At 61.7% G+C, this 21,412-nt stretch carries 21 protein-coding genes and 1 tRNA gene; 2 read left to right on the top strand and 20 right to left on the bottom strand.

Translation table 11 applies throughout. The features are described 5' to 3' along the window. Positions 1 to 99: 99 nt before the first annotated feature. The 8 genes from BM216_RS04895 to BM216_RS04860 all read right to left on the bottom strand — a co-directional run bounded on the left by BM216_RS04895 (position 100) and on the right by BM216_RS04860 (position 7,349). A complete protein-coding gene (locus tag BM216_RS04895) occupies positions 100 to 897 on the bottom strand; it encodes a purine-nucleoside phosphorylase (RefSeq protein ID WP_092995868.1) in 798 nt (265 codons plus the stop codon). Next, positions 894 to 1,301 carry a cytidine deaminase gene (locus BM216_RS04890; RefSeq protein WP_092995865.1) on the bottom strand — a complete coding sequence of 136 codons (408 nt, stop codon included), beginning with the start codon at positions 1,299 to 1,301 and terminating at the stop codon, positions 894 to 896. Before BM216_RS04890 ends, BM216_RS04895 begins: the two co-directional genes overlap by 4 nt. Before the next feature lie 4 nt (positions 1,302 to 1,305). Then, complete coding sequence (locus BM216_RS04885) at positions 1,306 to 2,277, bottom strand: ABC transporter permease (protein WP_092995862.1); 972 nt, start codon at positions 2,275 to 2,277, stop codon at positions 1,306 to 1,308. A 2-nt stretch (positions 2,278 to 2,279) separates the two neighbouring features. Further along, positions 2,280 to 3,383, bottom strand: a complete 1,104-nt coding sequence (locus tag BM216_RS04880) for an ABC transporter permease (RefSeq protein ID WP_092995859.1) — start codon at positions 3,381 to 3,383, stop codon at positions 2,280 to 2,282. Positions 3,384 to 3,462: 79 nt separating this feature from the next. Then, positions 3,463 to 4,998 (bottom strand): ABC transporter ATP-binding protein, encoded by a 1,536-nt coding sequence (locus BM216_RS04875; RefSeq protein WP_092995856.1) that lies wholly within the window; start codon positions 4,996 to 4,998, stop codon positions 3,463 to 3,465. A gap of 72 nt (positions 4,999 to 5,070) precedes the next feature. Further along, a complete protein-coding gene (locus BM216_RS04870; RefSeq protein ID WP_092996937.1) occupies positions 5,071 to 6,063 on the bottom strand; it encodes a BMP family lipoprotein in 993 nt (330 codons plus the stop codon). Between the two features lie 246 nt (positions 6,064 to 6,309). Beyond that, on the bottom strand, positions 6,310 to 6,960 hold the full coding sequence (gene msrA / locus BM216_RS04865; protein ID WP_092995852.1) for a peptide-methionine (S)-S-oxide reductase MsrA: 651 nt from the start codon (positions 6,958 to 6,960) through the stop codon (positions 6,310 to 6,312). 62 nt (positions 6,961 to 7,022) lie between these two features. After that, positions 7,023 to 7,349 carry a hypothetical protein gene (locus tag BM216_RS04860; protein WP_092995849.1) on the bottom strand — a complete coding sequence of 109 codons (327 nt, stop codon included), beginning with the start codon at positions 7,347 to 7,349 and terminating at the stop codon, positions 7,023 to 7,025. Positions 7,350 to 7,546: 197 nt separating this feature from the next. Between BM216_RS04860 and BM216_RS04855 the strand changes: the two genes are divergently transcribed. Beyond that, positions 7,547 to 7,636 (top strand) — tRNA-Ser (locus BM216_RS04855). Between the two features lie 87 nt (positions 7,637 to 7,723). On the opposite strand, the gene tehA is transcribed toward BM216_RS04855, so the two are convergent. The 4 genes from tehA to BM216_RS04835 form a co-directional block, all read right to left on the bottom strand. After that, positions 7,724 to 8,722, bottom strand: a complete 999-nt coding sequence (gene tehA, locus BM216_RS04850; RefSeq protein WP_092995846.1) for a dicarboxylate transporter/tellurite-resistance protein TehA — start codon at positions 8,720 to 8,722, stop codon at positions 7,724 to 7,726. A gap of 240 nt (positions 8,723 to 8,962) precedes the next feature. Continuing rightward, a complete protein-coding gene (locus BM216_RS04845) occupies positions 8,963 to 9,934 on the bottom strand; it encodes an MBL fold metallo-hydrolase (RefSeq protein WP_092995843.1) in 972 nt (323 codons plus the stop codon). Between the two features lie 257 nt (positions 9,935 to 10,191). Further along, a complete protein-coding gene (locus tag BM216_RS04840; protein WP_177230711.1) occupies positions 10,192 to 10,953 on the bottom strand; it encodes a CDP-diacylglycerol diphosphatase in 762 nt (253 codons plus the stop codon). A gap of 90 nt (positions 10,954 to 11,043) precedes the next feature. Beyond that, positions 11,044 to 11,499, bottom strand: coding sequence for a cupin domain-containing protein (locus tag BM216_RS04835; RefSeq protein WP_177230710.1), 456 nt, complete (start codon positions 11,497 to 11,499; stop codon positions 11,044 to 11,046). Between the two features lie 240 nt (positions 11,500 to 11,739). Between BM216_RS04835 and BM216_RS04830 the strand changes: the two genes are divergently transcribed. After that, the gene (locus BM216_RS04830; protein ID WP_092995834.1) at positions 11,740 to 13,362 is read left to right on the top strand and encodes an alpha/beta hydrolase; all 1,623 of its coding nucleotides are present in this window, start codon (positions 11,740 to 11,742) and stop codon (positions 13,360 to 13,362) included. 16 nt (positions 13,363 to 13,378) lie between these two features. On the opposite strand, the gene ftsZ is transcribed toward BM216_RS04830, so the two are convergent. The 8 genes from ftsZ to BM216_RS04790 form a co-directional block, all read right to left on the bottom strand. Then, complete coding sequence (ftsZ, locus tag BM216_RS04825) at positions 13,379 to 14,338, bottom strand: cell division protein FtsZ (protein ID WP_092995831.1); 960 nt, start codon at positions 14,336 to 14,338, stop codon at positions 13,379 to 13,381. A 155-nt stretch (positions 14,339 to 14,493) separates the two neighbouring features. After that, complete coding sequence (locus tag BM216_RS04820; RefSeq protein ID WP_092995827.1) at positions 14,494 to 15,321, bottom strand: inositol monophosphatase family protein; 828 nt, start codon at positions 15,319 to 15,321, stop codon at positions 14,494 to 14,496. Beyond that, positions 15,318 to 16,148: a glycerophosphodiester phosphodiesterase family protein gene (locus BM216_RS04815; protein WP_092995823.1), complete on the bottom strand. Its 831-nt coding sequence runs from the start codon at positions 16,146 to 16,148 to the stop codon at positions 15,318 to 15,320. Before BM216_RS04815 ends, BM216_RS04820 begins: the two co-directional genes overlap by 4 nt. Positions 16,149 to 16,168: 20 nt before the next feature. After that, positions 16,169 to 16,999 (bottom strand): glycerophosphodiester phosphodiesterase family protein, encoded by an 831-nt coding sequence (locus BM216_RS04810; RefSeq protein ID WP_092995819.1) that lies wholly within the window; start codon positions 16,997 to 16,999, stop codon positions 16,169 to 16,171. Then, positions 16,996 to 18,123 (bottom strand): ABC transporter ATP-binding protein, encoded by a 1,128-nt coding sequence (gene ugpC, locus BM216_RS04805; protein WP_092995816.1) that lies wholly within the window; start codon positions 18,121 to 18,123, stop codon positions 16,996 to 16,998. The genes BM216_RS04810 and ugpC overlap by 4 nt, the downstream gene beginning before the upstream one ends. Before the next feature lie 2 nt (positions 18,124 to 18,125). Beyond that, positions 18,126 to 19,043, bottom strand: coding sequence for an ABC transporter permease subunit (locus BM216_RS04800; protein ID WP_092995813.1), 918 nt, complete (start codon positions 19,041 to 19,043; stop codon positions 18,126 to 18,128). 3 nt (positions 19,044 to 19,046) lie between these two features. Then, the gene (locus BM216_RS04795) at positions 19,047 to 19,937 is read right to left on the bottom strand and encodes a carbohydrate ABC transporter permease (protein ID WP_092995810.1); all 891 of its coding nucleotides are present in this window, start codon (positions 19,935 to 19,937) and stop codon (positions 19,047 to 19,049) included. Positions 19,938 to 20,054: 117 nt separating this feature from the next. Further along, on the bottom strand, positions 20,055 to 21,362 hold the full coding sequence (locus BM216_RS04790; RefSeq protein ID WP_092995807.1) for an extracellular solute-binding protein: 1,308 nt from the start codon (positions 21,360 to 21,362) through the stop codon (positions 20,055 to 20,057). Positions 21,363 to 21,412: the final 50 nt, after the last annotated feature.

Here is a 21,412-nt window from a genome sequence, read left to right as displayed (position 1 = left end):
TCCGCTTTTAAGTGAGGGGCTATCTTTAGCGTTCAATCGATTTGACGCAACCCGCTCATTCTTATGGATTGGCCCAGATGCCGCTATGGCTCTGATAAGTCAGATGTTGTTTGCAACCATTTCGTACAAAACATTGGCCAGGCGCGCGCCACCTATTGGCGCCATGTCCTTGGTTTCCTCATGGCTGAGTTCCGCACCGGTCATGCCTGCCCCATAATTGGTGATGACGGAGACGGCTGCAACTCTAAGCCCAAAATAGCGGGCGAGAATGACTTCCGGCACAGTGGACATGCCGACGGCATCGGCACCCAGCGTGCGCGCCATGCGGATTTCCGCCGGCGTTTCGAAGCTCGGGCCGGAAAACCACATATAGACGCCTTCGAAGAGCGGCACACCGGCGCGGATCGCGGCATTGCGCATTTTCAAGGCCAAGTCGGCGTCATAGGCGCTGGTCATACCGACGAAACGGCCGTCGCCATGCTCGCCGATCAGCGGGTTCATGCCGGAATAGTTGATATGGTCGGTGATCTGCATGACCGAGCCGGGCGGCATGTCTTCGCGTACCGAACCGGCGGAATTGGTGAGGATGATGGACTGGACGCCGATGCCCTTCACCACCTCGAGCGGGAAGCGCATGGCCCGCGCATCGCCCTTTTCGTAATAATGCGCGCGGCCGGAGAGCATGATGACCGGCTGGCCGCCGAGATAGCCTGCTACCAGTTCGCCTGCATGGCCGGTGACGCCGCTGACAGGGAAGCCGTCGAGCTCGCTATAGGAGATGCGGACCTGATCGGTGATGCCGTCGACCAGCGAGCCGAGGCCGGAGCCCAGCACGATCGCCACCCGCGGCACCAGGACGCCCAGCCGTTCGACGAGCAGATCGCTGACCGGGCTCATCCGATGACATCCGTCTCGAAGGCGTAGGGGAGGAGATCCGCCATGGTGACGGTCTTCGCCACGCCGGTCTCGTCGCAAAGATAGATGCGGGTGTCGGCCGAGGCGAATTCGGAGATCTTCTGCCGGCAGCCGCCGCAGGGCGTGCAGAGCGGCAGCTTTTCGGCGATCACCGCCAGCTCGACGATCTTCTTTCCACCACCCATGACCATGGCGCCGATTGCCGTCGGTTCGGCGCACCAGCCCTGGGGGAAGGAAAGGTTCTCGATATTGGCGCCAAGATAGACCTTGCCGTCATCGGCCTTCAGCGCGACGCCGACGGGGAATTTCGAATAGGGCGCATAGGCCTTGGCCATGGCCTCGCGGGCGGCTTCGAACAGCTCATGAGACCTGGGATCAGAAGACATGGGTTCAACGCTCCTTGGAATAGGCGACACCGCCGGCCTTGGGCGGGCGGGCGACGCCGATGAAGCCCGCAAGCAGGACGCAGGTGAGGATATAGGGCAGCGCCTGGAAGATCTGCACCGGCACCTCGCCGATCAGCGGCAGCGACTTGCCCTGCATGAAATTGGCGAAGGCATCGAGGAAGCCGAAGAGCAGGCAGGCAAACATGACCGGCACCGGCTTCCACTTGGCGAAGATCAGCGCTGCGAGCGCAATATAACCCTTGCCGGCCGACATGTTGTTGATGAAGGCGGCCGACTGGGCGATCGCGAGATACGTGCCGGCAAAACCGGCGAGGAAGCCGGTGACGATCAGCGCACGGTAGCGCAGCCAGGTGACCGAGATGCCGGCCGTATCGACCGCGCCCGGATTTTCACCGACGGCGCGCAGGCGAAGGCCGAAGCGGGTGCGATAGAGCACCCACCAGGAAATCGGCACCATGAGGAAGGCGATATAGGTGAGGATGTTGTTGCCGGAGATGACGTTGGCATAGAGCGGGCCGATGATCGGAACCTCGCGCATCATGTCGGCGCCCGGCAGGACGATGCCGGAGAAACGGCCTTCCGGCGGCACCTGACCAGTACGGCCGCCCTGGTTGAACCAGGCGGTGCCGAGCACGATCGTGAGACCCGCCGCAACGAAATTGAGCGCCACGCCGGAGACGATCTGGTTGCCGCGATTGGTGATCGAGGCAAAGCCGTGCAGCATGGAGAAGATGATCGACACCACGATGCCGGCGCCCAAGCCCGCCCAGGCATTGCCGGTCCAATAGGCGGCGCAGGCGGCGGCGAAGGCGGAGGCCAGCATCTTGCCTTCCAGCCCGATATCGAAAATGCCGGCGCGTTCGGAAAAGAGACCGGCGAGTGCCGTGAACAGCAGCGGGATGGAAAGGCGGATCGCAGAGCCGAGGATGCTGACGAATGTATCGAAATATTCCATGGCTATCTCCCCTTCGCCGTCTGGTAGAGCCTGACCATGGCCGGGCGCAGCATGTATTCCAGCGCACCGGCAAAGAAGATGACCAGGCCCTGGATGACGACGATCATGTCGCGGGTGATGCTCGGCATTTCGAAGGAAAGGTCGGCGCCGCCCTGATAAAGGATGCCGAACAGGAGTGCGGCGAAGATGATGCCGACCGGGTGGCTGCGCCCCATCAGCGACACGGCAATGCCGACGAAGCCGGCGCCGGCGACGAATTCCACCTGCAGGCGGGCCGACGCGCCCATGACGGCGTTGAGCGACATCATGCCGGCAAGGCCGCCGGAGATCAGCATGGCGATGATGACGGTGCGGACGTAAGGGATGCCGGCATAGACGGCGGCTGTCGGGCTGATGCCGAGCGTGCGCATCTCGTAACCCAGCTTGGTGCGCCAGATCAGCAGCCAGACGAGGTAGCACATGACGAGCGCGATGATGAAGGACACGTTGAACGGTGCCGGGCCGAGCTTCAGGCCGAACAGCGCCATCAGCCAGTCGAGTTTCGGCAGTTGGCCACCGGGCAGGAAGGTGCGGGTTTCCGGCGCCATCTTGCCGGGCACGATCAGCACATGCACGAGCAGATAGACCATCAGCGCCGCGCCGATGAAGTTGAACATGATGGTGGTGATGACGATATGGCTGCCGCGCTTGGCCTGCAGCCAGGCGGGGATGAAGGCCCAGGCCGCACCGAAGACGGCAGCGCCGACGATCGCAAACGGCATGGTCACGTACCATGGCACGTAATGATCGAGCGACAGCGCCACGAGAGCCGCGCCGAGACCGCCGACATAGGCCTGGCCTTCCGAGCCGATGTTGAACAGGCCGGCATGGAAGGCGACCGCGACGGAGAGGCCGGTAAAGATGAAGCTCGTAGCATAGAACAGCGTGAAGCCGATCGCGTCACCGCGGCCGAGCGCGCCCTGGATGAGGAATTTCAGCGCCTCGAACGGGTTCTCGCCGATCGCCCAGACGACGAGGCCGGAGAAGAAGAAGGCGAGGACAAGGTTCAGGAGCGGGATGACGCCATAGGAAATCCAGCCGGGCAAGGGAACGGATGCGGTGCTCATGCCACGCTCCTCGTCAGGCCGGCAGCCATGTGTCCGTCACTCATTGCGTACTCCAACACTCTCTCGAGGGCGCGCATCATCATGCCGCGATCCCCGCCATCATCAGGCCGATGGACTGTTCGTCGGCATCCGAAGGCTTTTCACCTACCACCTTGCCGGCAAACATGACGAGGATGCGATCCGACAGGGATCGGATCTCGTCGAGCTCGACCGAGACCAGAAGCACGGCCTTGCCTGCATCGCGCATCTCGATGATGCGCCGGTGGATGAATTCGATGGCGCCGATATCGACGCCGCGGGTCGGCTGTCCGATCAGCAGCATCTTCGGATCCCGCTCGATCTCGCGGGCGACGACGATCTTCTGCTGGTTGCCGCCGGAGAAATTCGCTGTCTTCAGCCGCGCATTCGGCGGGCGGATGTCGTATTTGGCGATCTGTTCCTCGGCGCTCTTCCTGACGGCGTCGAGGTCCAGCATCGAGCCGCGGCCATAACGCGGGTCATGGTGATAACCGAGAATCGAGTTTTCGTATTCCTCGAATTTCAGCACGAGGCCCATGTGATGCCGGTCTTCCGGGATATGGGCGAGGCCAAGTTGGCGCAGCAGCGCCGGATCGGCGGCCTCGACGACCTTGCCGTCGACGAGAATCTGGCCGGAGACGGGCTTGCGGATGCCGGCGAGCGCTTCCAGAAGCTCCGACTGGCCATTGCCGGCGACGCCCGCAATGCCGACGATCTCGCCGGCGCGGACATCGAAGGAGACGTCGTCGACCATGGTGACGCCGCGGCCGTCCTTCACCGTCAGGTTCTTCACCGACAGGAGAACCGGGCCGGGATTGGCATCGCCCTTTTCGACGCGCAGCAGCACGCGGCGGCCGACCATGAGTTCGGCCAGTTCCGCCACCGTCGTCTCCGAGGTCTTGCGGGTCGCCACCATTTCGCCGCGGCGCATGACCGATACCGTGTCGGTGATCGCCATGATCTCGCGCAGCTTGTGGGTGACGAGAATGATCGTCTTGCCCTGGTCGCGCAGGACTTCGAGAATGCGAAACAGGTGATCGGCCTCGGCCGGCGTCAAGACGCCCGTCGGCTCGTCGAGAATGAGGATGTCGGCACCGCGATAGAGGGCTTTCAGGATCTCGACGCGCTGCTGGCTGCCGACCGGCAGTTCCTCGATCAGCGCATCCGGATCGACCTCAAGCCCGTAATCCTTTTCCAACCGCTTCAATTCCTTGCGGGCACCGGCAACACCCTTCGCCAGCAACTGGCCGCCTTCGGCGCCGAGCATGACGTTTTCCAGCACGGTGAAATTCTCAACCAGCATGAAGTGCTGGTGGACCATGCCGATGCCGGCCGCGATCGCCGCCTGGCTGTCCTTGATCGTCACCGGCTGGCCCTGGATACGGATCTCGCCCTCGTCGGCATGGTAGAAGCCGTAGAGGATCGACATCAGCGTCGACTTGCCGGCACCGTTTTCGCCGATGATGCCGTGGATCGAACCCTTGCCAACGGAGAGGTTGATGTTCTTGTTCGCGTGGACAGCGCCGAACTTCTTGTCGATGCCGACAAGTTCGATGGCCGGCTCTTTCGCGGGCTCATGGGAAGATTGGAGGCTCAATGGTGGACCTTTCGCCTGATACGCAAAAAGGGCGCGTGGCGGAAACCGCCACGCGCCCCTTCGATAATAGGCTTAATTCGGGCAGGCGTTGTCCGACATGTAGTCGTGCACCTTGACGGTGCCGGCAACGATATCAGCCTTGGCCTTATCGACAGCTGCCTGCATTTCCGGCGTGATCAGCGACTTGTTGTTTTCGTCGATCGCAGCGGTAACGCCGTCTTCCTTGATGCCGTTTGCCTGGACGCCGGCGGTGAACTTGTCTTCGGCCGTGTCCTTGTAGGCGTTGTAGACGGCGAGGTCGACGCGCTTGACCATCGAGGTCAGGACCGAGCCCGGATGCAGGTGGTTCTGGTTCGAGTCGACGCCGATCGAGAACTTCTTGTTGTCAGCTGCGGTCTGCAGCACGCCAAGGCCGGAAGCGCCGGCTGCCGCATAGACGACATCCGCGCCCTGGTCGATCTGGTTCTTGGCAAGCTCGCCGCCGCGAACCGGGTCGTTCCAGGCCGCACCTGTCGTGCCGACCATGTTCTGGAAGACCTGCGCGTCAGACTTGACCGCCTTGACGCCCTGCGCATAGCCGCAGGCGAACTTGCGGATCAGCGGAATGTCCATGCCGCCGACGAAGCCGACCTTGCCGGTCTTCGACGCCATGCCGGCCAGGATGCCGGTGAGGTAGGAACCTTCCTCCTCCTTGTAGACGACCGAGCGGACATTCGGCAGGTCAACGACGGAATCGACGATGACGAACTTGGTGTCCGGGAATTCGGCTGCGACCTTTTCCATCGCAGACGTCCATGCGAAGGACACTGCGACAACCGGGTTGTAGCCACGGCTTGCGAAGTTGCGGATCGCCTGCTCGCCCTGCGTGTCGCTGGTCGGCTCGAAATCGCGATATTCGGTGCCAGTTTCCTTCTTGTAGGCCTCGGCGCCTGTAGCGGCCGCTTCGTTGAAGGATTTGTCGAACTTGCCGCCGGTGCCATAGACCAGCGCCGGCTTGATCTCGGCCGCCAGCGCGGTCGTGGAAATGGCAGCCACGGCAAGAAGGCTCAAAAGGGTATTCTTCATCATGCAGCCCTGTTTTTTAGTGTTTAGGTCCTCCCGCGGATTCACCCAAAGGACGCCACGCGGTCACCTGCCCCCCTCTTTAGAAGGCTTGGCTGCATATACTCTTGCATGTGCCGCTGAAAAATTCACCAGATTTTTTTCAACTGGTAAAATAGCCTATCCCTTTGGCAGTCTGCACGAATTCGTCGCGGACCCTGCATAAATCCGCGGCGTTATACTTTTGCTCACAATGGTTCCCGGGTGGCTTTAGCCCACCGGGCAGGAGACGCCGGTACCTTTCAGGCCACAATAGCCGCCGGGGTTCTTGGCGAGATATTGCTGGTGGTAGTCCTCGGCATAATAGAAGTCCGGCACCGGGGCGAGTTCCGTCGTGATGACCGTATCGCGGCCGGCCTTTGTCAGCGCGTCCTGGAAGGCATTAAGCGCGTCGCGAGCTTCCCGTGCCTGGGCATCGCTCGTCGTATAGATGGCCGAGCGGTAGGTCGTTCCGATATCGTTGCCCTGGCGCATGCCCTGGGTCGGATCATGCTCCTCGAAAAAGACCTTCAACAACTGCCGGTAGGAAACGACCGACGGGTCGAAGACGACCTTGACGATCTCGGCATGGCCGGTCTGGCCCGTCGTCGTCTCGTGATAGGTCGGGTTGGGCGTGATGCCGCCGGCGTAACCGACCGCCGTCACATAAACGCCCGGGATCTTCCAGAACAGGCGTTCGGCACCCCAGAAGCAGCCCATGCCGAAATAGGCGACTTCGAGGCCTTCCGGATAAGGCTCCATCAGCGGCCGTCCGTTGACGAAATGGATGTCCGACGTCGGGATCGGCTCGGGACGTCCCGGCAATGCGGTTTCAGCGGACGGCATTGCCGTCTTCTTGGAGAAGATGTCGATCAGGTTCATTGTCTTGCCTCCAAATCCGGCGGGTTCGCCCTCGCCGCTGCCGGATCACGTCGACTGACGGATCAGGCCGAGAAGCGTCCGGCAAAGGATGCTCTCTTGTAGCCGATGATCCAGAAAACGAGTGCCAGCAACAGAAACACGGCAACGGCTGGCTGAGCCAGGACCGGTGCCACGAAGGGTCGCCATATATCGGCGCTGATATAGTCATTCGCGGCGAATTCTGCCAGTGTCAGGCTTTCGGCATCGAGATTGAGCCAGGCATTGCCGAGGCTGGTAAGTACGATCTCCGATGTCGAGACCGACTGGATCGAATCGATCGTGCCGACGAGGATAGCCGCCGCCAGAGCCACCAGGCTGAGAAAGTGGAAAACTGCCCGCAAACCGCTCACCGCGCAGATCTTCCTTCCTTGCAACAGACTTCTTTGACAGCAGGATAGCTTTCACACCCCGGCTTTGCAACGCGAAGGACGCATTCCGTGGGAGATGTCAAAAATCCTTCAGAATCGGGTTGATCCTTCAGCAATGATCGGTATATATCGCGGCCGTTCCAACGTTTTGCCTCGAAGACGGCGCAAAACATCCTAAAGGACAGGTGGCCGAGTGGTTTAAGGCGCACGCCTGGAACGCGTGTGTGCGTGAAAGCGTACCGTGGGTTCGAATCCCACCTTGTCCGCCATTTTCCCAAACCAATTGTGAAATCTTCAGTCGGCTGCTCGCCAGCAGAAGACCATATGCAAGACGATCCTGCCGCGCGCCTCCTTTCTCAGCCCGAGACCGGGCGAAGCGGGAAGAGCCTGCCGCGCAGCAGGAGGCCGAGCGTCAGGGCGGCAAGAAGCCCGATCAGTGCGTTGACGACCAGAAAAATCGGCATGGCGAGCGCGGGAACGGGTCCGACATCGCCGCGCTCGGACATTCGTACAACGGCGGTGGCAAGAGCGGTCAGTCCGAAGGAAAATGCCCAGTAGGCTGCCGTGAAGGGCTGTTTCAGCAGCCAGGGCAGGATGCGGATCATCAGCAGCGCCTGCAGGAGGCCATAACCCAGCATGGCGTGGGCCAGCATGTCCGGCAGGCCGGTGGTGGCACTCAGATAGGCGACAGTGCCGACGGTTGGCGGTGCGAGCTGGATGCCCATCGTCGGCCGGATCGGCTCAACCATCTCGCCTGCCGTCAGCAAGCGGTTGAGCAGCACTGATTCGATGGCGAGCCACGAGAAAAAGCCGGCGCCGAAGACGAGCTGGCCAAGCCCCTCGTAACCCAGCGCGCTTCCCACGATGCCGGTGACAAAAGAGCCGGCGACTGTCGGCAGGTAGAGGACCGCGGTGGTGGTCGATGGATCACGCTCGCCGCGCCACAGGGCGCCGGTGCGCCAGAGCGCGAAGAGTGCCGTCCAGAGAAAGCCCAGCCAGAAGAGGGCCTCGGCCAGCATATGGGAGAAAGGCAGCGCCACATTGGCCACCAACATGGTCGCAACGCCGACGAGGCCGACGAAGCAGCACTGGACCGGATGTTCCAGTTCTTGGAGCGCATCCTGCCGGAAAGCCATCCACTTCAGGGCATAACAGACGATGAGAGCCAGCCATATGGCAGCGCCAATCATTCCGATGATTTCACCGACCAGGGCGGAGACGCCCCAATAGGCCGTTGCGGCCCGCCAGCTGCCTGCAAGGCCAACGACACCCAGCACCATGCCGAAGGCTGCGACCGGAACGACCGGCAGCTGTATACCGGCGGGGACGGGTTGAGAACTGCTATCTGAAACCATGGCCTGTTCCTCGGATCTACGCTGCTCCACGGCAGGATGCGGCCGTGCCCGCCGCCCTGCATATCCGGCGGAGTGGCCGATCGCTTGCACGATCGGCCTGACAAATGATCCGGTTGTCTCGAGTTTTGACAGGATGGCATGGGCGCCGCCTCATCGTTCCAGCAGCAAAGCCCCCGCCTCTCCCATCGCCCCGGCGGCGCCTTCCGGCGGGCATATTTCAGTCAGTGGAGCCGATAGACGTCAGACACCCTCATAGACGAGCTTGGTGAAGAAGTCGGGGCCGATGACGAACTGGCCCCATTTCTCGTCGAAGACCTTTGTTGGCTTCTGGGCCTGGGTCTCGGCCAGGCTCAGCCCTTTGGCCTTTAGACTGGCAACATTGTCGCGAATTGCGACGAGCATGTCATGAAAGGCCTGCATCTCGACCACGTTGCTGACCGGCGCGCCATGACCGGGAATGATGATCGTGTCGCGCTCCGCCAGGCCGAGATTCTTCTCCAACGCACTGATCGTCCCGTCGATGCTGCCGCCGGTCGAATAGTCGATGAACGGATAGATGCCATTCCAGTAGGTATCGCCGACATGCAGCACGTTGCTTCTCTCGAACAGGACGAGGATATCGCTGTCGGTATGGGCGCCACCAGCGTAATAATCCAGCTTGAGGGTGTCACCGTTGGCCGAGATCTCATGGCTGCTGGCGAATGTCTCGGACGGCAGTGCCTTGGGCGGTGCCGGCGGAAAATCGAAATCCCAGTCTTCGACGCGTTGGGCTGCCTTCAGGTGCACCAGGGTTTTCTCCTGGGCAATGATGCGCGCGCCGTCGCTTGCAATCCATTCGTTGCCGTCCGCGTGATCGAAATGCCAATGGGTATTGATGAGCTGGCGGATCGGCCCGGCGCCCAGATCGGCAAGGGATTGCCTGATATGCGGCTGGGAGGCGGTGATGCCGGCATCGACCAGCAGGGTTCCGTCCGCGCCGGAAGAGACGAGGATGTTGCCGCCGGAGCCTTCGAGCACGGCGAGGCCGCCGCGCAGCTTGTGCGTTACGATCTCCGCCTCTGCAGCTGCATCCCGCATGTTGTCGACAATACCCTTGGCCTTGGCAAAAACCTGACGTGGAGAAAGGGACACGCCACTGGCCGCCAGCGTCATGACACCGACGCAGCAGAGGCAGAAATTGCGACGAAGAACTCCTTCAGACTGAACGGACATTTGCAAATCTCCCTGGTGATTGAAACGTTGCAGCGTCACAAGTCCTCGCGCCGCAAAGCTGTCAAAAGCGATGCGATCCTGGCAGACCAGTTCGATGGTGCGCTGATGGGGAGAGGTTAGCGGATCAGGAGTAGTTCGCTTGTACATTCCGCTCAAAACACGCAAGGCGTGCATTTCTGCAGATCTGCGGCCCGAGCCCCTGCAGCATCAAGGGCCGAAAGACCCGCGAACCGCCGCGTATCGCTATTGAACCGCTCTTACCTCCCCGAACAGTCATGATCCTGTAGCTCTTCTGCTGAGGCGAGATTGAAATCGAACAGGTCCCGCTCGGTGGCCAGCAGGATGACCTCGCCGTTTTTCGCCGCTGCCATGGCGATAGACACGCGGTCCATCGCCATGGCAGCGCGCGGCATTCCCAGCGCAACGACACGAAAGGCTCCGACCTCCTCGAACTGGGTGAGGCTTATGCGCCGGACGAAATAGTCATGTCCTTCCAGATCCACCGGGAACTGGGACCAGAATTCGGGAATGTTGCCGTCGAACCGTGCAAGAAGCTGGCCGACTTCCGGCTTGACGCAAGCAATGTGGATGTGGAGCTGCCCCTGCGATCTGCCGAATTTGGAATTTATCGCCAGGAGCACATCCTGGTCGGGCAACGGTGCCTGGCGGCCGATGGACAAGACCTTTCTGGCGGACCAGGCAAGCTCGAAATAGTTGGGAAGCGTGCCGGAGAGAAGTTCTTCGTTCTCGACGCCGGAAATGCGTCTGGTCGGCAGCAGGAGGTAGTGGCTGCTGCCCTTGCGGTCCTTGATCAGAACATAGCCTTCGAACGGATCGGCCAGGATGCAGGGAGGATCAGTCGTTCCGGCCGGGCTTGCAAGGCAGGCCTGCTCGATCCGCCAGAGCGCGTTGGCTTCCAGGTTGAAGATGGTGGAGCCAAACATCATCCATGCGATGAAGGCGACCAAGACGACCGACACCGGGGCTGAAATGACAGCCCATACATATCCTCTTTTCAAGATTTTCCCCCTGCCTGTTTTCATGCTGATGGATCGGACGGTGGTAAAAGTCGCGCGCAGCACCGCAATGCCACCACTGCGAAACATGAGCTAACCCAATAGCTGGATGCCCATTCTCTCGGATGCGGCCACCACCCGCTGCATCAGTTCCTCGGTGAATTCGACCGGCTTGGCTTCGGTTGCCGTATCCGACAGCGGCTCGCCGACCTCGCGCAAAAACTGCGCATGCCGTCCACCCGGCACCGATGTACAGATCATTCGCGCACGCTTCGACGTCTCGTTGCGAAAGGCATGCGGCACGCCGGGGACGCCGATCACGAAGGTCCCCGGATGCGCGTGGATCGTCTCATCCCCCAGATTGAAGGTGACGACGCCATCGATGACATAGAAAGACTCGGTCTCGACCGAATGAACATGGCGTGGAGTCCCGCCGCCGGGTGGCACGGTGACATCGAAGAGATCGCTTCCCTGGGTCGATCCCGCATCCCAGACGATGCGCACGAACGTGCCGAGCACGTTCCAGTTTTCTACCTTCACCTTGTCCATAATGTCTCTCCGCGGCAATTCGATCGTGGCGGGAAGCTCTTCGGTACCGATGACAGGTTTGTTTCCGGGCAGGTGGCATCCGTTACAATTGTCGCGCGGGCTCGAGGCCCCCTGCATGCGGCAAGTCATGGACCCTGAGGCACGGCACCCTATCTTGGCCATCGGGACGATACCCTGCCGGTCCGGCCGGGTTCGATGCGAGGCTGCTAGTAGCGAGGATCTGGATTGATATTGCGGCTTATGGGATCCTTATGTGCCACGGGCACATTGCTCGCGCTCTTCTTCTTCGCTGGGTCGCTCACGCCGAGCCTCATGCCGCGCTCCTACATTGTCCAGGGGCTGCTATCGGGCATCTGTGCCGCGGTGGGATATACAATCGGCGTGTTCCTCAGCTGGTTATGGCGCTATCTCGAGCTGCCTTGGCTCTCGAGACATGCCTTGCCGCTACGCGCCTTCACCCTTCTGGCGGCACTCATCATAGCCGCCATCTTTCTCTGGCATGCCGTCGGATGGCAGAATTCCATTCGCTCACTGTGGGGGATGGAACGGCTCGACAGCGCGGATCCGGCGCGTCTGGCCGCCATCGCAGCCGCTACGTTCGCTCTGCTGTTTGCCATCGGCCGGCTGTTCCGCCTTGCCGCCAACCGGCTCTCCGACTGGCTGGACGCGGTCATGCCACGCAGGGTGTCCAACGTGATCGCGTTTGCGCTGGCGATCGTCCTGTTCTGGTCCATCGGGCAAGGCCTATTGCTGCGATGGGGCCTGAACGCAGCGGATGCATCGTTCCAGAAGGCCGACGAAATGATCGTGCCGGACGAGAAGCCTCCCGCGGGCGTCGACGTCACCGGCGGGGATCAATCGCTCGTCGCCTGGGACGATCTCGGTAGGCAGGGGCGGTCATTCGTCTCCAGCGGACCACGCTCCCAGGCGATCGGCGACTTCTGGAAAACGCCGGCGCTCGATCCGATCCGCGTCTATGTCGGGCTGAACAATGCAGAGACGGTCGAGGATCGTGCAAAGCTGGCGCTAAAGGAGCTGCAGCGGCAGGGAGGGTTCGAGCGATCGCTGCTGGTGGTGATCGCTCCTACCGGAACCGGCTGGGTCGATCCTGCCGCCATCGATACGCTGGAATATCTCCACAGGGGCGATATCGCGAGCGTCGCCCTGCAATATTCCTATCTCACGAGCTGGCTTTCCCTGCTGATCGAGCCGGAAAGCGGCCAGGACGCGGCCAAGGCCATGTTCCAGGAGGTCTACAAATACTGGAAGACACTGCCCGCCGATAAACGCCCTCGCCTCTACCTCCATGGCCTCAGCCTCGGCGCGCTGAACTCACAGCTCTCCACCGATATTTACGACATCGTCGGCGATCCGTTCAACGGCGCTCTCTGGAGCGGGCCGCCGTTTCGAAGCCAGACGTGGAACTATATAACTGCATCGCGCGAAGCCGGCTCTCCGGCATGGCTGCCGCGTTTCAGGGACGGATCCGTCGTCCGCTTCGCGAACCAGAACACCACCGCAAGCGGCGACTTTGCTCCCTGGGGAGCGATGCGGATCGTCTATCTCCAGTATGCCAGCGACCCCGTCGTGTTTTTCGACCCGTCGTCGTTTTTCCGCGAACCGCAATGGCTGAAGGGCGCGCGCGGTCCGGACGTATCGCCCGATTTCACATGGCTCCCGATCGTGACGGCACTGCAGCTTGTCGTGGACATGGCGATCGCCACCAGTTCGCCGGTGGGATATGGCCATGTCTACGCGCCTCAGCACTATATCGATGCGTGGATACCGCTGACCGATCCGCGGGATGTTTCGCCGACCGACATCCCGCGCCTCAAGGAGCATCTGAAATCGGTCGCCGGCTGAGCCCGGCCGACGCCCGCTACTTGTCCAGGCCGGTCGCCACGACCGAAACGCGGAACTTGCCGTCGAGATTGCGGTCGAAGATCGCGCCGACGACGATATCGGCTTCTGCCTCCACCTCGTCGCGGATACGGCTTGCGGCCTCGTCGACCTCGAAGAGCGTCATGTCGGAGCCGCCCGAAATCGAGATCAGGACGCCCTTGGCGCCTCTCATCGAGATGTCGTCGAGCAGCGGATTGGCGATCGCGGCTTCGGCGGCCGCCATCGCGCGGTTGTCGCCAGAGGCTTCGCCCGTGCCCATCATTGCGCGGCCCATGCCGCGCATGACCGATTTCACGTCGGCGAAATCGAGATTGATCAGGCCTTCCTTGACGATCAGGTCGGTAATGCAGCCGACGCCGGAAAAGAGCACGCGGTCCGCGATCATGAAGGCGTCGGCAAAGCTGGTCTTGGCATCGGCGATGCGGAAGAGGTTCTGGTTGGGAATGACGATGACGGTGTCGGCCGCATCACGCAGTTCCTCGATGCCCGCTTCCGCCGTCTTCATGCGACGCTGGCCTTCGAAGGTGAACGGCTTGGTGACGACCGCGACCGTCAGGATGCCGGCGGCGCGAGCAGCACGGGCGATCGCCGGCGCTGCGCCAGTTCCGGTGCCGCCGCCCATGCCGGCGGTGACGAAGCACATATGCGAGCCTGCCAGATGATCCATGATCTCGTCGATCGATTCTTCTGCGGCCGCACGCCCGACATCCGGCAGCGAGCCCGCGCCGAGACCTTCCGTCACCTGAGCGCCGAGCTGGATGCGGCGCGATGCCTTGGATGTGGCGAGAACCTGTGCGTCCGTGTTGGCCGCAACGAATTCAACGCCCCTCAGGTTCTCTTCGATCATGTTGTTGATCGCGTTGCCGCCGCCGCCGCCGACGCCGATCACGGTGATCTGCGGCTTCAGCTCGACCAGACCGCTTCCAAACTCCGCCATCTTCGTCTCCTTCGACTGTCTCTGATCGCCCTCGCTGCGGGGCGACGAATCACGCGACAGGCTATCCGCCCAAGACGTCAGAAACTAGGAGATCATCGAGCGTATATGCGAAGGAATGCAGTCACCGGAGAGCCGATGACTGCGAAGACACACGCTCAATCCGCCAAAGCCGCCCTGATCGCCTTCCAGGACGCCTTGTCCGGTGCCGCCAGCAGGTGGCCTTCGGTCATAGTCGGCCTGTAGATTTCGCCCGCCATCGTGGCCGCATGGCCGCCCGCTTCGGCATGGATGAGCACGCCCGCCGCATGATCCCAGGGCTTCAGGCTCTCGTTGAGGCAGAAGCTCATCGCGCCGGTCGCCAGCATGCGATATTCCCAGGCCGAGCAGCGCCAGGTGGTGATGCGCAGGAAGCGCAACAGGCGCGGCGCGAGCTTGTCCCGCAGATCCGGCTCGAACATATGCAGTGGAATGAAACCGTGCATCTCACCGACGGATGTGGGTTCCGCTACGGAAAGCCGTGTCTGCGTGCCGTCGGCGGCGACATGCCAAGCGCCCTGCCCCGGTCTCGCAACCAGGAAATCGCCGAGAACCGGGTAATGGATCAGGCCGGCGATCGTCTGGCCGCCGGAAACGATCGCAAGGATGCTGCCGAACATCGGCGTGCCATGGGCAAAATGCCAGGTGCCGTCGACCGGATCGATGACGGCGGCCAGTTCCGCCTCGGCAAGGCGCGCCAGGATGGAGGCATCGTCGGAGACCGCTTCCTCGCCGATGATGGTGATGCCCGGCAGGCGCGCGTTCAGCTTGTCGCTGATCATCCTTTCGGCAGCGATATCGGCATCCGTGACGATATCGTCGGCAATGGTCTTGGCACGGATGGTATCCGAGGTGACGGAGCGGAAGCGCGGCAGGATCTCATTCTCCGCCGCTTCGCGCATATCCGCCATCAGGGCATTGAGCAGTTCGTCGCTGACGGTCTTCATGCGCGGCGTCCTTCGATATAGGCCTTGAGCGCTTCCGGCTCGTCGGTCTGGAAGACGCTGACGCCGGCATCCATCAGCCGGCCCCAGATGCTGTCTGGATCAACGAGAGCCGTCTTGTCCAGCCACGTGCCGCTTGCTGCCATGTTGAGCGTGTTCATCCACAGGGCCATGCCCGAATGGTGGAACATCTGCCTGTTTTCGCTGATCGTTTCGATGCGGTCGAAGCGCATTTCACACATGAAGGGCTTGATTTCGGACAGGAGCGCCATCGTATCCGGCAGGTATTCTGCGGTAAAGGTGGCCATCGCCATGAAGGGCACGCCGTCAATGTTCTGGGCACGCACCCAGTCGAGCTCCTCGCGGGTCATAACGCGCGTCTTCAGGTCGACATAGGAGGCGGCGTTCATTTCTCGGGCGCAGGCGGCGACCTCGGAAAACAGGCCGCGATCCTTCAGGTCGAGATCGGCAAAGATACGGCCGCGGAGAACCTCAAGCGCCTGCTTGAGGGTCGGGATGCGCTGGTCGGTCGTCGTGCGATGTTCGCCGCCATCGTCTTCGCGTAACGCAATCGCCTGCAGCTCGGCAATGGTGAAGGTCTCGGCGTCGCGGTCGATACCAGCCATGCGCTTGAGCGTGTCATCATGCATGATGAATAGCTCGCCATCGGCGCTCTTGCGGATGTCGAGTTCGACGATATCGGCGCCGACGGCAATGGCACGCTCGATCGCGGCCAGGCTGTTTTCCGGAGCACCATGCCAGGCGCCGCGATGGGCAACGATGGCGGGGTCGCGATTCGGATCGGCGATAAAGTCCGTGTAGTGGGTCATTTTGTTTTCCTTGGGATATGTCAGCTGCGGCGGGCCGCGAGGTAGGATTTGAGGGCCGCCGCCTCATCGGTCTGGATGACCGAGATGCCGGCATCGATCAGGCGACCCCAGACGGCATCGGGATCAAGCAGTGCGGCGGTATCGGTGAAACCGGCGCAGGCGACGGAATCGAGCGTATTGACCCAGAGCGCCATGCCGCTGTCGCGCAACGGGCCGTCGAGGGTGGAAAGCTGTTCCAGGTGGTCGAAGTAGATCTCGCAGACTGACGGAGAGAGGTCTCTCAGAAGCGCGAGCTGGGTTGCGGCATCCGGCACGTTGAGCCGGGTCTTGGCCATGAAGAGCACGTCATGGGGTGCGATGGTCTTGCGGATCCAGGCGAAATCCTCCGTCGTCTTTAGCGCGGCCCAGAAATCCACCTGGTCTTCGACGCCCATCAGTTTCGCGCAGGCGATGACATCCGGAATGATGCCCCGGTCCTTGACGTCGAGATGCAGGAATATGCGTCCTCTCGTCAGCTCGAAGACCTCCACCAGGCGCGGCAGCCTTTCGTTGGTGAAGGCATTGTCGGTGCCGCCGTCGCGATTGCGCAGGTATAGAGCTGAAAGTTCCCGCGAAGACAGATTTTCCGGCGCCGCCTCGACACCCGCCATGCGCTGCAGGCTATCGTCATGCAGGAGGACCAGCCCGCCGTCGGCGCTGCGGCGCACATCGATCTCAACCACATCATAACCGGCGTCGATGGCCCGCTGGATGGCGAGAAGGCTGTTTTCCGGCGCTTCCCGCCAGATACCTCGATGGGCGACAACCGCGCAGTCCCGGGCGGGATCGGCGATAAAGTCTCTGTAGCTCACTGATATTCCTTCATGGACTGGGTGGTGGCCGCAGTGCCGAATGCTTCGGGAATGGCGCGGCCCGTCTCGCCGTCGAAGAGGTGCAGGCGACCTCGCGGGAAGGTCAGGGACAGCACCGACGTGGTGTCTATCTCGACTCCGAAGGGTGTCGCGATGCGCAATTGCTGGCAGCCGATCTCGGTCTCGAGGATTTCGTGGGAACCGAGGTCTTCGCGGTAGCGGATCCGGGCCTTGATGGAGCCACCGGCATTGACCGAGATGTCTTCCGGGCGGATTCCCAGCTGAAAGCTACCCTTGCCGGAATAGTTCGCCACGGCCTGACCGTCAGGAAGCCGCAAGACGGAACCGTCGCCCGTGACCTGAAGAATGTTCATCGGCGGCGCGCCGATGAACTTGGCAACGAAAACGGAGGCGGGATGGTGATAGATCGCCTTCGGCGTGTCGAACTGCTCGACGCGACCCTTGTTCAGGATGAGGATGCGGTCGGCGAGCGTCATCGCCTCCACTTGATCGTGGGTGACGAAGACGCTGGTCGCGCCGATGCGGCGGTGCAGGTCGGCAAGCTCGACGCGCATGTCGTGGCGTAGCTGTGCATCGAGATTGGACAGCGGTTCGTCGAAGAGCAGCACACCCGGCTCGCGGATGATTGCGCGGCCGATCGCGACCCGCTGGCGCTGTCCGCCGGACAGCTGTGCCGGCTTGCGGGCCAGAAGATCTGACAGGCCGAGCATTTTCGCCACTCCCGCGACGCGTTCATTGCGCTCGGCCTTTGGGATGCCGGCGACCTTGAGGCTGTAGGCCATGTTCTCGGCCACCGTCATGTGCGGATAAAGCGCGTAGTTCTGGAACACCATGGCGCAGCCGCGGTGCTTCGGCTCCAGGTCCTGCACCTCGCGGTCGCAAATGAGGATCTTGCCTCCGCTCACCCGTTCGAGGCCGGCGATCATCTGCAGAAGGGTGGACTTGCCGCAACCGGACGGCCCCAGGATGACCGTGAATTCGCCGGGGCGAAGCGCAACACTGAGCGGCGGGATGACGACGTTCTTCGCATCATAGGTCTTGGTAACGCCGATCAGTTCGATATCGGCTGAAGCGTCGCGAATGGTGGTACCGATGGCGACCATGGTTATTTCTCCGAGAGAACGAGGCCCTGGACGAGATAGCGCTGCAGCAGCGCGATCATGGCCAGGGGAACGAGGGAGACGAGCACGGCGCCGGCCATGATCATCGGGAAATCGGGAACCTGACCGTCGGCATCCGGCACCAGGCGGGCAAGGCCGACCACAGCGGTCTGCATGTCGGGCGTCGAGGCGCCGACCAGTGGCCAGAGATATTGCGTCCAGCCGCTCAGGAAGGTGAGCACAAAGAGTGAGGCGACGCTCGTGCGTGAAAGCGGCAGCAGGATATCAATGAGAAAACGGATGGGCCCAGCACCATCCATCCGCGCCGCCTTGAACAGGTCCTTGGGCAGGGTCAGGAAAAACTGCCGGAACAGGAACGTGCCCGTACCATGGGCCACGAGCGGCGCGACGAGACCGAAGCGAGTATCGAGCACGCTGAGTTCGAGATGGACAGGCGTGCCGAAGATGTCTGCGATCAGGCTGTTGAGGCCGGTGAAATCCAGCACCGCATTAAGCGGCGAGAAAATGTTGGAGGCGACCTGATAGGTGGTGATCACACGGATATCGAGCGGCAGCATGATCGTCGCCAGGATAAGCGCGAAGACAATACCGGCCCAGCGGATGCGGAAATAGACGATCGCATAAGCCGACAGGAAGGACAGCGCACAGGTGGCGAGCGCGTTGGAGAAGGCCACTGTCATGCTGTTCAGCATCTGGATCGGGATGCGCGTTTCGTGGATGACCTTGCTCATGTTGGCGAACAGTTCACCACCCGGGATCCAGGCAAGACCGTTGCGCAGCATGTATTCGTAGGACTGCGAGGCGGTGGACAGCGTCAGGTAGAGAGGCCCGACGATATAAACGATGCCGATGATGAGCAGCAGCGTCGCGGTGATGTTGATGGAACGAGCTTTCTCGACCATGGCTCAGCGCTCGTAATTGATGCGCCGGCCGAGGTAGAAGAACTGGCAGGCTGCGAGAAGGAGGACGAAGACCATCAGGATGGCCGTCTGGGTGGAGGCGCCGGAGAGGTCGAAACCGGAAAAGCCGTCGACATAGATCTTGTAGACGAGCAGCGTCGTCGATCCGCCGGGGCCGCCCTTGGTGATTGTATCGATCAGCGCGAAGACCGAGGTGATGCTCTCGGTGAATTCCAGGACGAAGGTCAGGAAGAGCTGCGGCATGATGAGCGGCAATTGTACGTCGAAGATTCGCCGCCACGGCCCTGCCCCGTCGATCGCGGCGGCCTGGGTCAGGGTATGCGGGATGGACCGCAGGCCGGCCAGAAGAATGACGAAATTGAACGGGATGCCGCTCCAGACATGGGCTGCGACCAGCGTGATGAAGGCATCGGTTCCGTCGATGCCGGGGTTCCACGCGCCGGGAAACAGCGTGTTGAACGGCGCCATGAGGCCGACGAAGGGATTGAACAGGAAGGCGAAGACGACGCCGATCGAGGCGCCAGCAACGCCCTTGGGCCAGACGAGGATGTTGCGGGCCGGAAAGGACAGCGCGATCCTGCGGTCGGCGGCGATCGCCAGCATCAGCGGCACGACAACCGCGAGCAGCGAGGCGGTCAGCATGAAGACGATGGTGCGCCAGCCTGCCATCCAGAATTCAGGATCGGAGAGGACGCGCTTGAAATTCTCCAGCCCGACGAATTGTGATCCACCGCCGAAAGGCTGTTCCAGGAAGAACGACCAGTAGAAGGCCTGAAAGACCGGTATGTAGAAGAACAGAACGACCAGCAGCATCAACGGCGCCACCAGCAGGAGCGGCAGCCAGCGGTGGCTGAACATTGAGGATTCCGACGACATCAGGCAGTCCAAGCGAATAGAGGCCCAAAACGATGAAGGCCCGGACAGAATGAAGGCCCCACAATATGAAGGCATGGGGCGGCAAACCGCCCCATGCCGCGTATCGGAGATGCAGGATCAGGGAAGCTGCTTGCCCTTGTAGGTCTGCTCGAAGCGGCGCAGCAGCTGATCGCCGCGCTTCTTGGTGTTGTCGAGTGCCACCTGCATGGTCTGCTGGCCGGCGAAAGCCTTCTGGGTTTCTTCCATGAAGACTTCGCGGAACTGCACGTAGAAGCCGAGGCGAATGCCGCGCGTATCCGGCGTGGCAGGCTGGTTCATCGATTCGACGCCGACTTTGGCGGTGGCATATTTCGGCGAATCCGCCTCGTCGCTTTCAGCAATCGCATCCAGTACGTCGGTCGTGACCGGCACGTAACCGGTGTTCGCCGTGAAGAACATCTGCTGTTCCGGCTTGCGCAGGAAGTCGAGGAAGGCCTTGGCGGCTTCGATCTCGGCCTTGTCGTGACCCTTCATGACATAGATGGAGGCACCGCCGACGAAGGTGTTGTGGCGCTCGTAACCCTTGTACATCGGCGCCATGGTGACGGTCAGCTCATACTTGCCGTCAAAGGCCTTGGCGGCCGCGGCGTAGGAGCCGGAAGACTGTTCCATCATCGCGCATTCGCCGGCGTTGAAAGCGGCGGTGTAATTGCCGGCCTTGGTATCGGCGGCGAGGCGGACGAGGCCTTCGTTGCGCCATTCGACGAGATTGGCGAGATGCTTGGCGGCGAAGGTGGTGTTGATCACATATTCGGCGTCGAGACCGTCATAGCCGTTATGCTTCGTGGCAATCGGCAGGCCGTGACGCGCCGAGAACTGTTCGAGAATACGCCAGGTGTCACCATCCGTGACGAAGGGGCAGGCATGCCCAGCGGCCTTGAGCGTGCGCGCGGCATCGATCACCTCTTCCCAGGTGGTCGGCGTCTGCATGATGCCGGCTTTCTCGAGCTCGGTCTTGTTCGTATAGAACAGCAGAGTCGAGGAATTGTAAGGCTGGGCGAAGAGCTTGCCCTTTGAGGTTTCGTAATAGGCACGGGCACCGGCGATGTAGCTGTCCCACTTCACATCCGGCATCAGGTCCTGGACCGGCTCGACGGCATCCGACAACATCAGGTCGAGCGTGCCGGCATCGAAGAACTGGATGAGGACGGGATGGTTCTTGGCGCGATAGGCGGCAATCGCCTTCTGCATCGAGACCTCGTAGCTGCCCTGGCCGACGCAGTTGATATGATGCGCGCTCTGGGCAGCATTGAAGGCATCGCACTGCGCCTTGATCGCGGTTTCTACCGGGCCGGTATTGCCGTACCAGAATTCGATATCCGTAGCCTGTGCGCTGCCTGCGCCAAACGCCAGCGCGGCAACAGCCGCCAGGGTAAGATTCTTCATGCTGCCCTCGATAGATTTGCATTGGGCCGAGCATCCCCTCGTCCCATCAC

The organism is Rhizobium sp. NFR07 (genome assembly GCF_900111905.1).
Taxonomy (GTDB): Bacteria; Pseudomonadota; Alphaproteobacteria; order Rhizobiales; family Rhizobiaceae; genus Neorhizobium.
The sequence above is the reverse complement of the archived record's forward strand: the minus strand, read 5'-3'. Positions and strand labels throughout refer to the sequence as shown.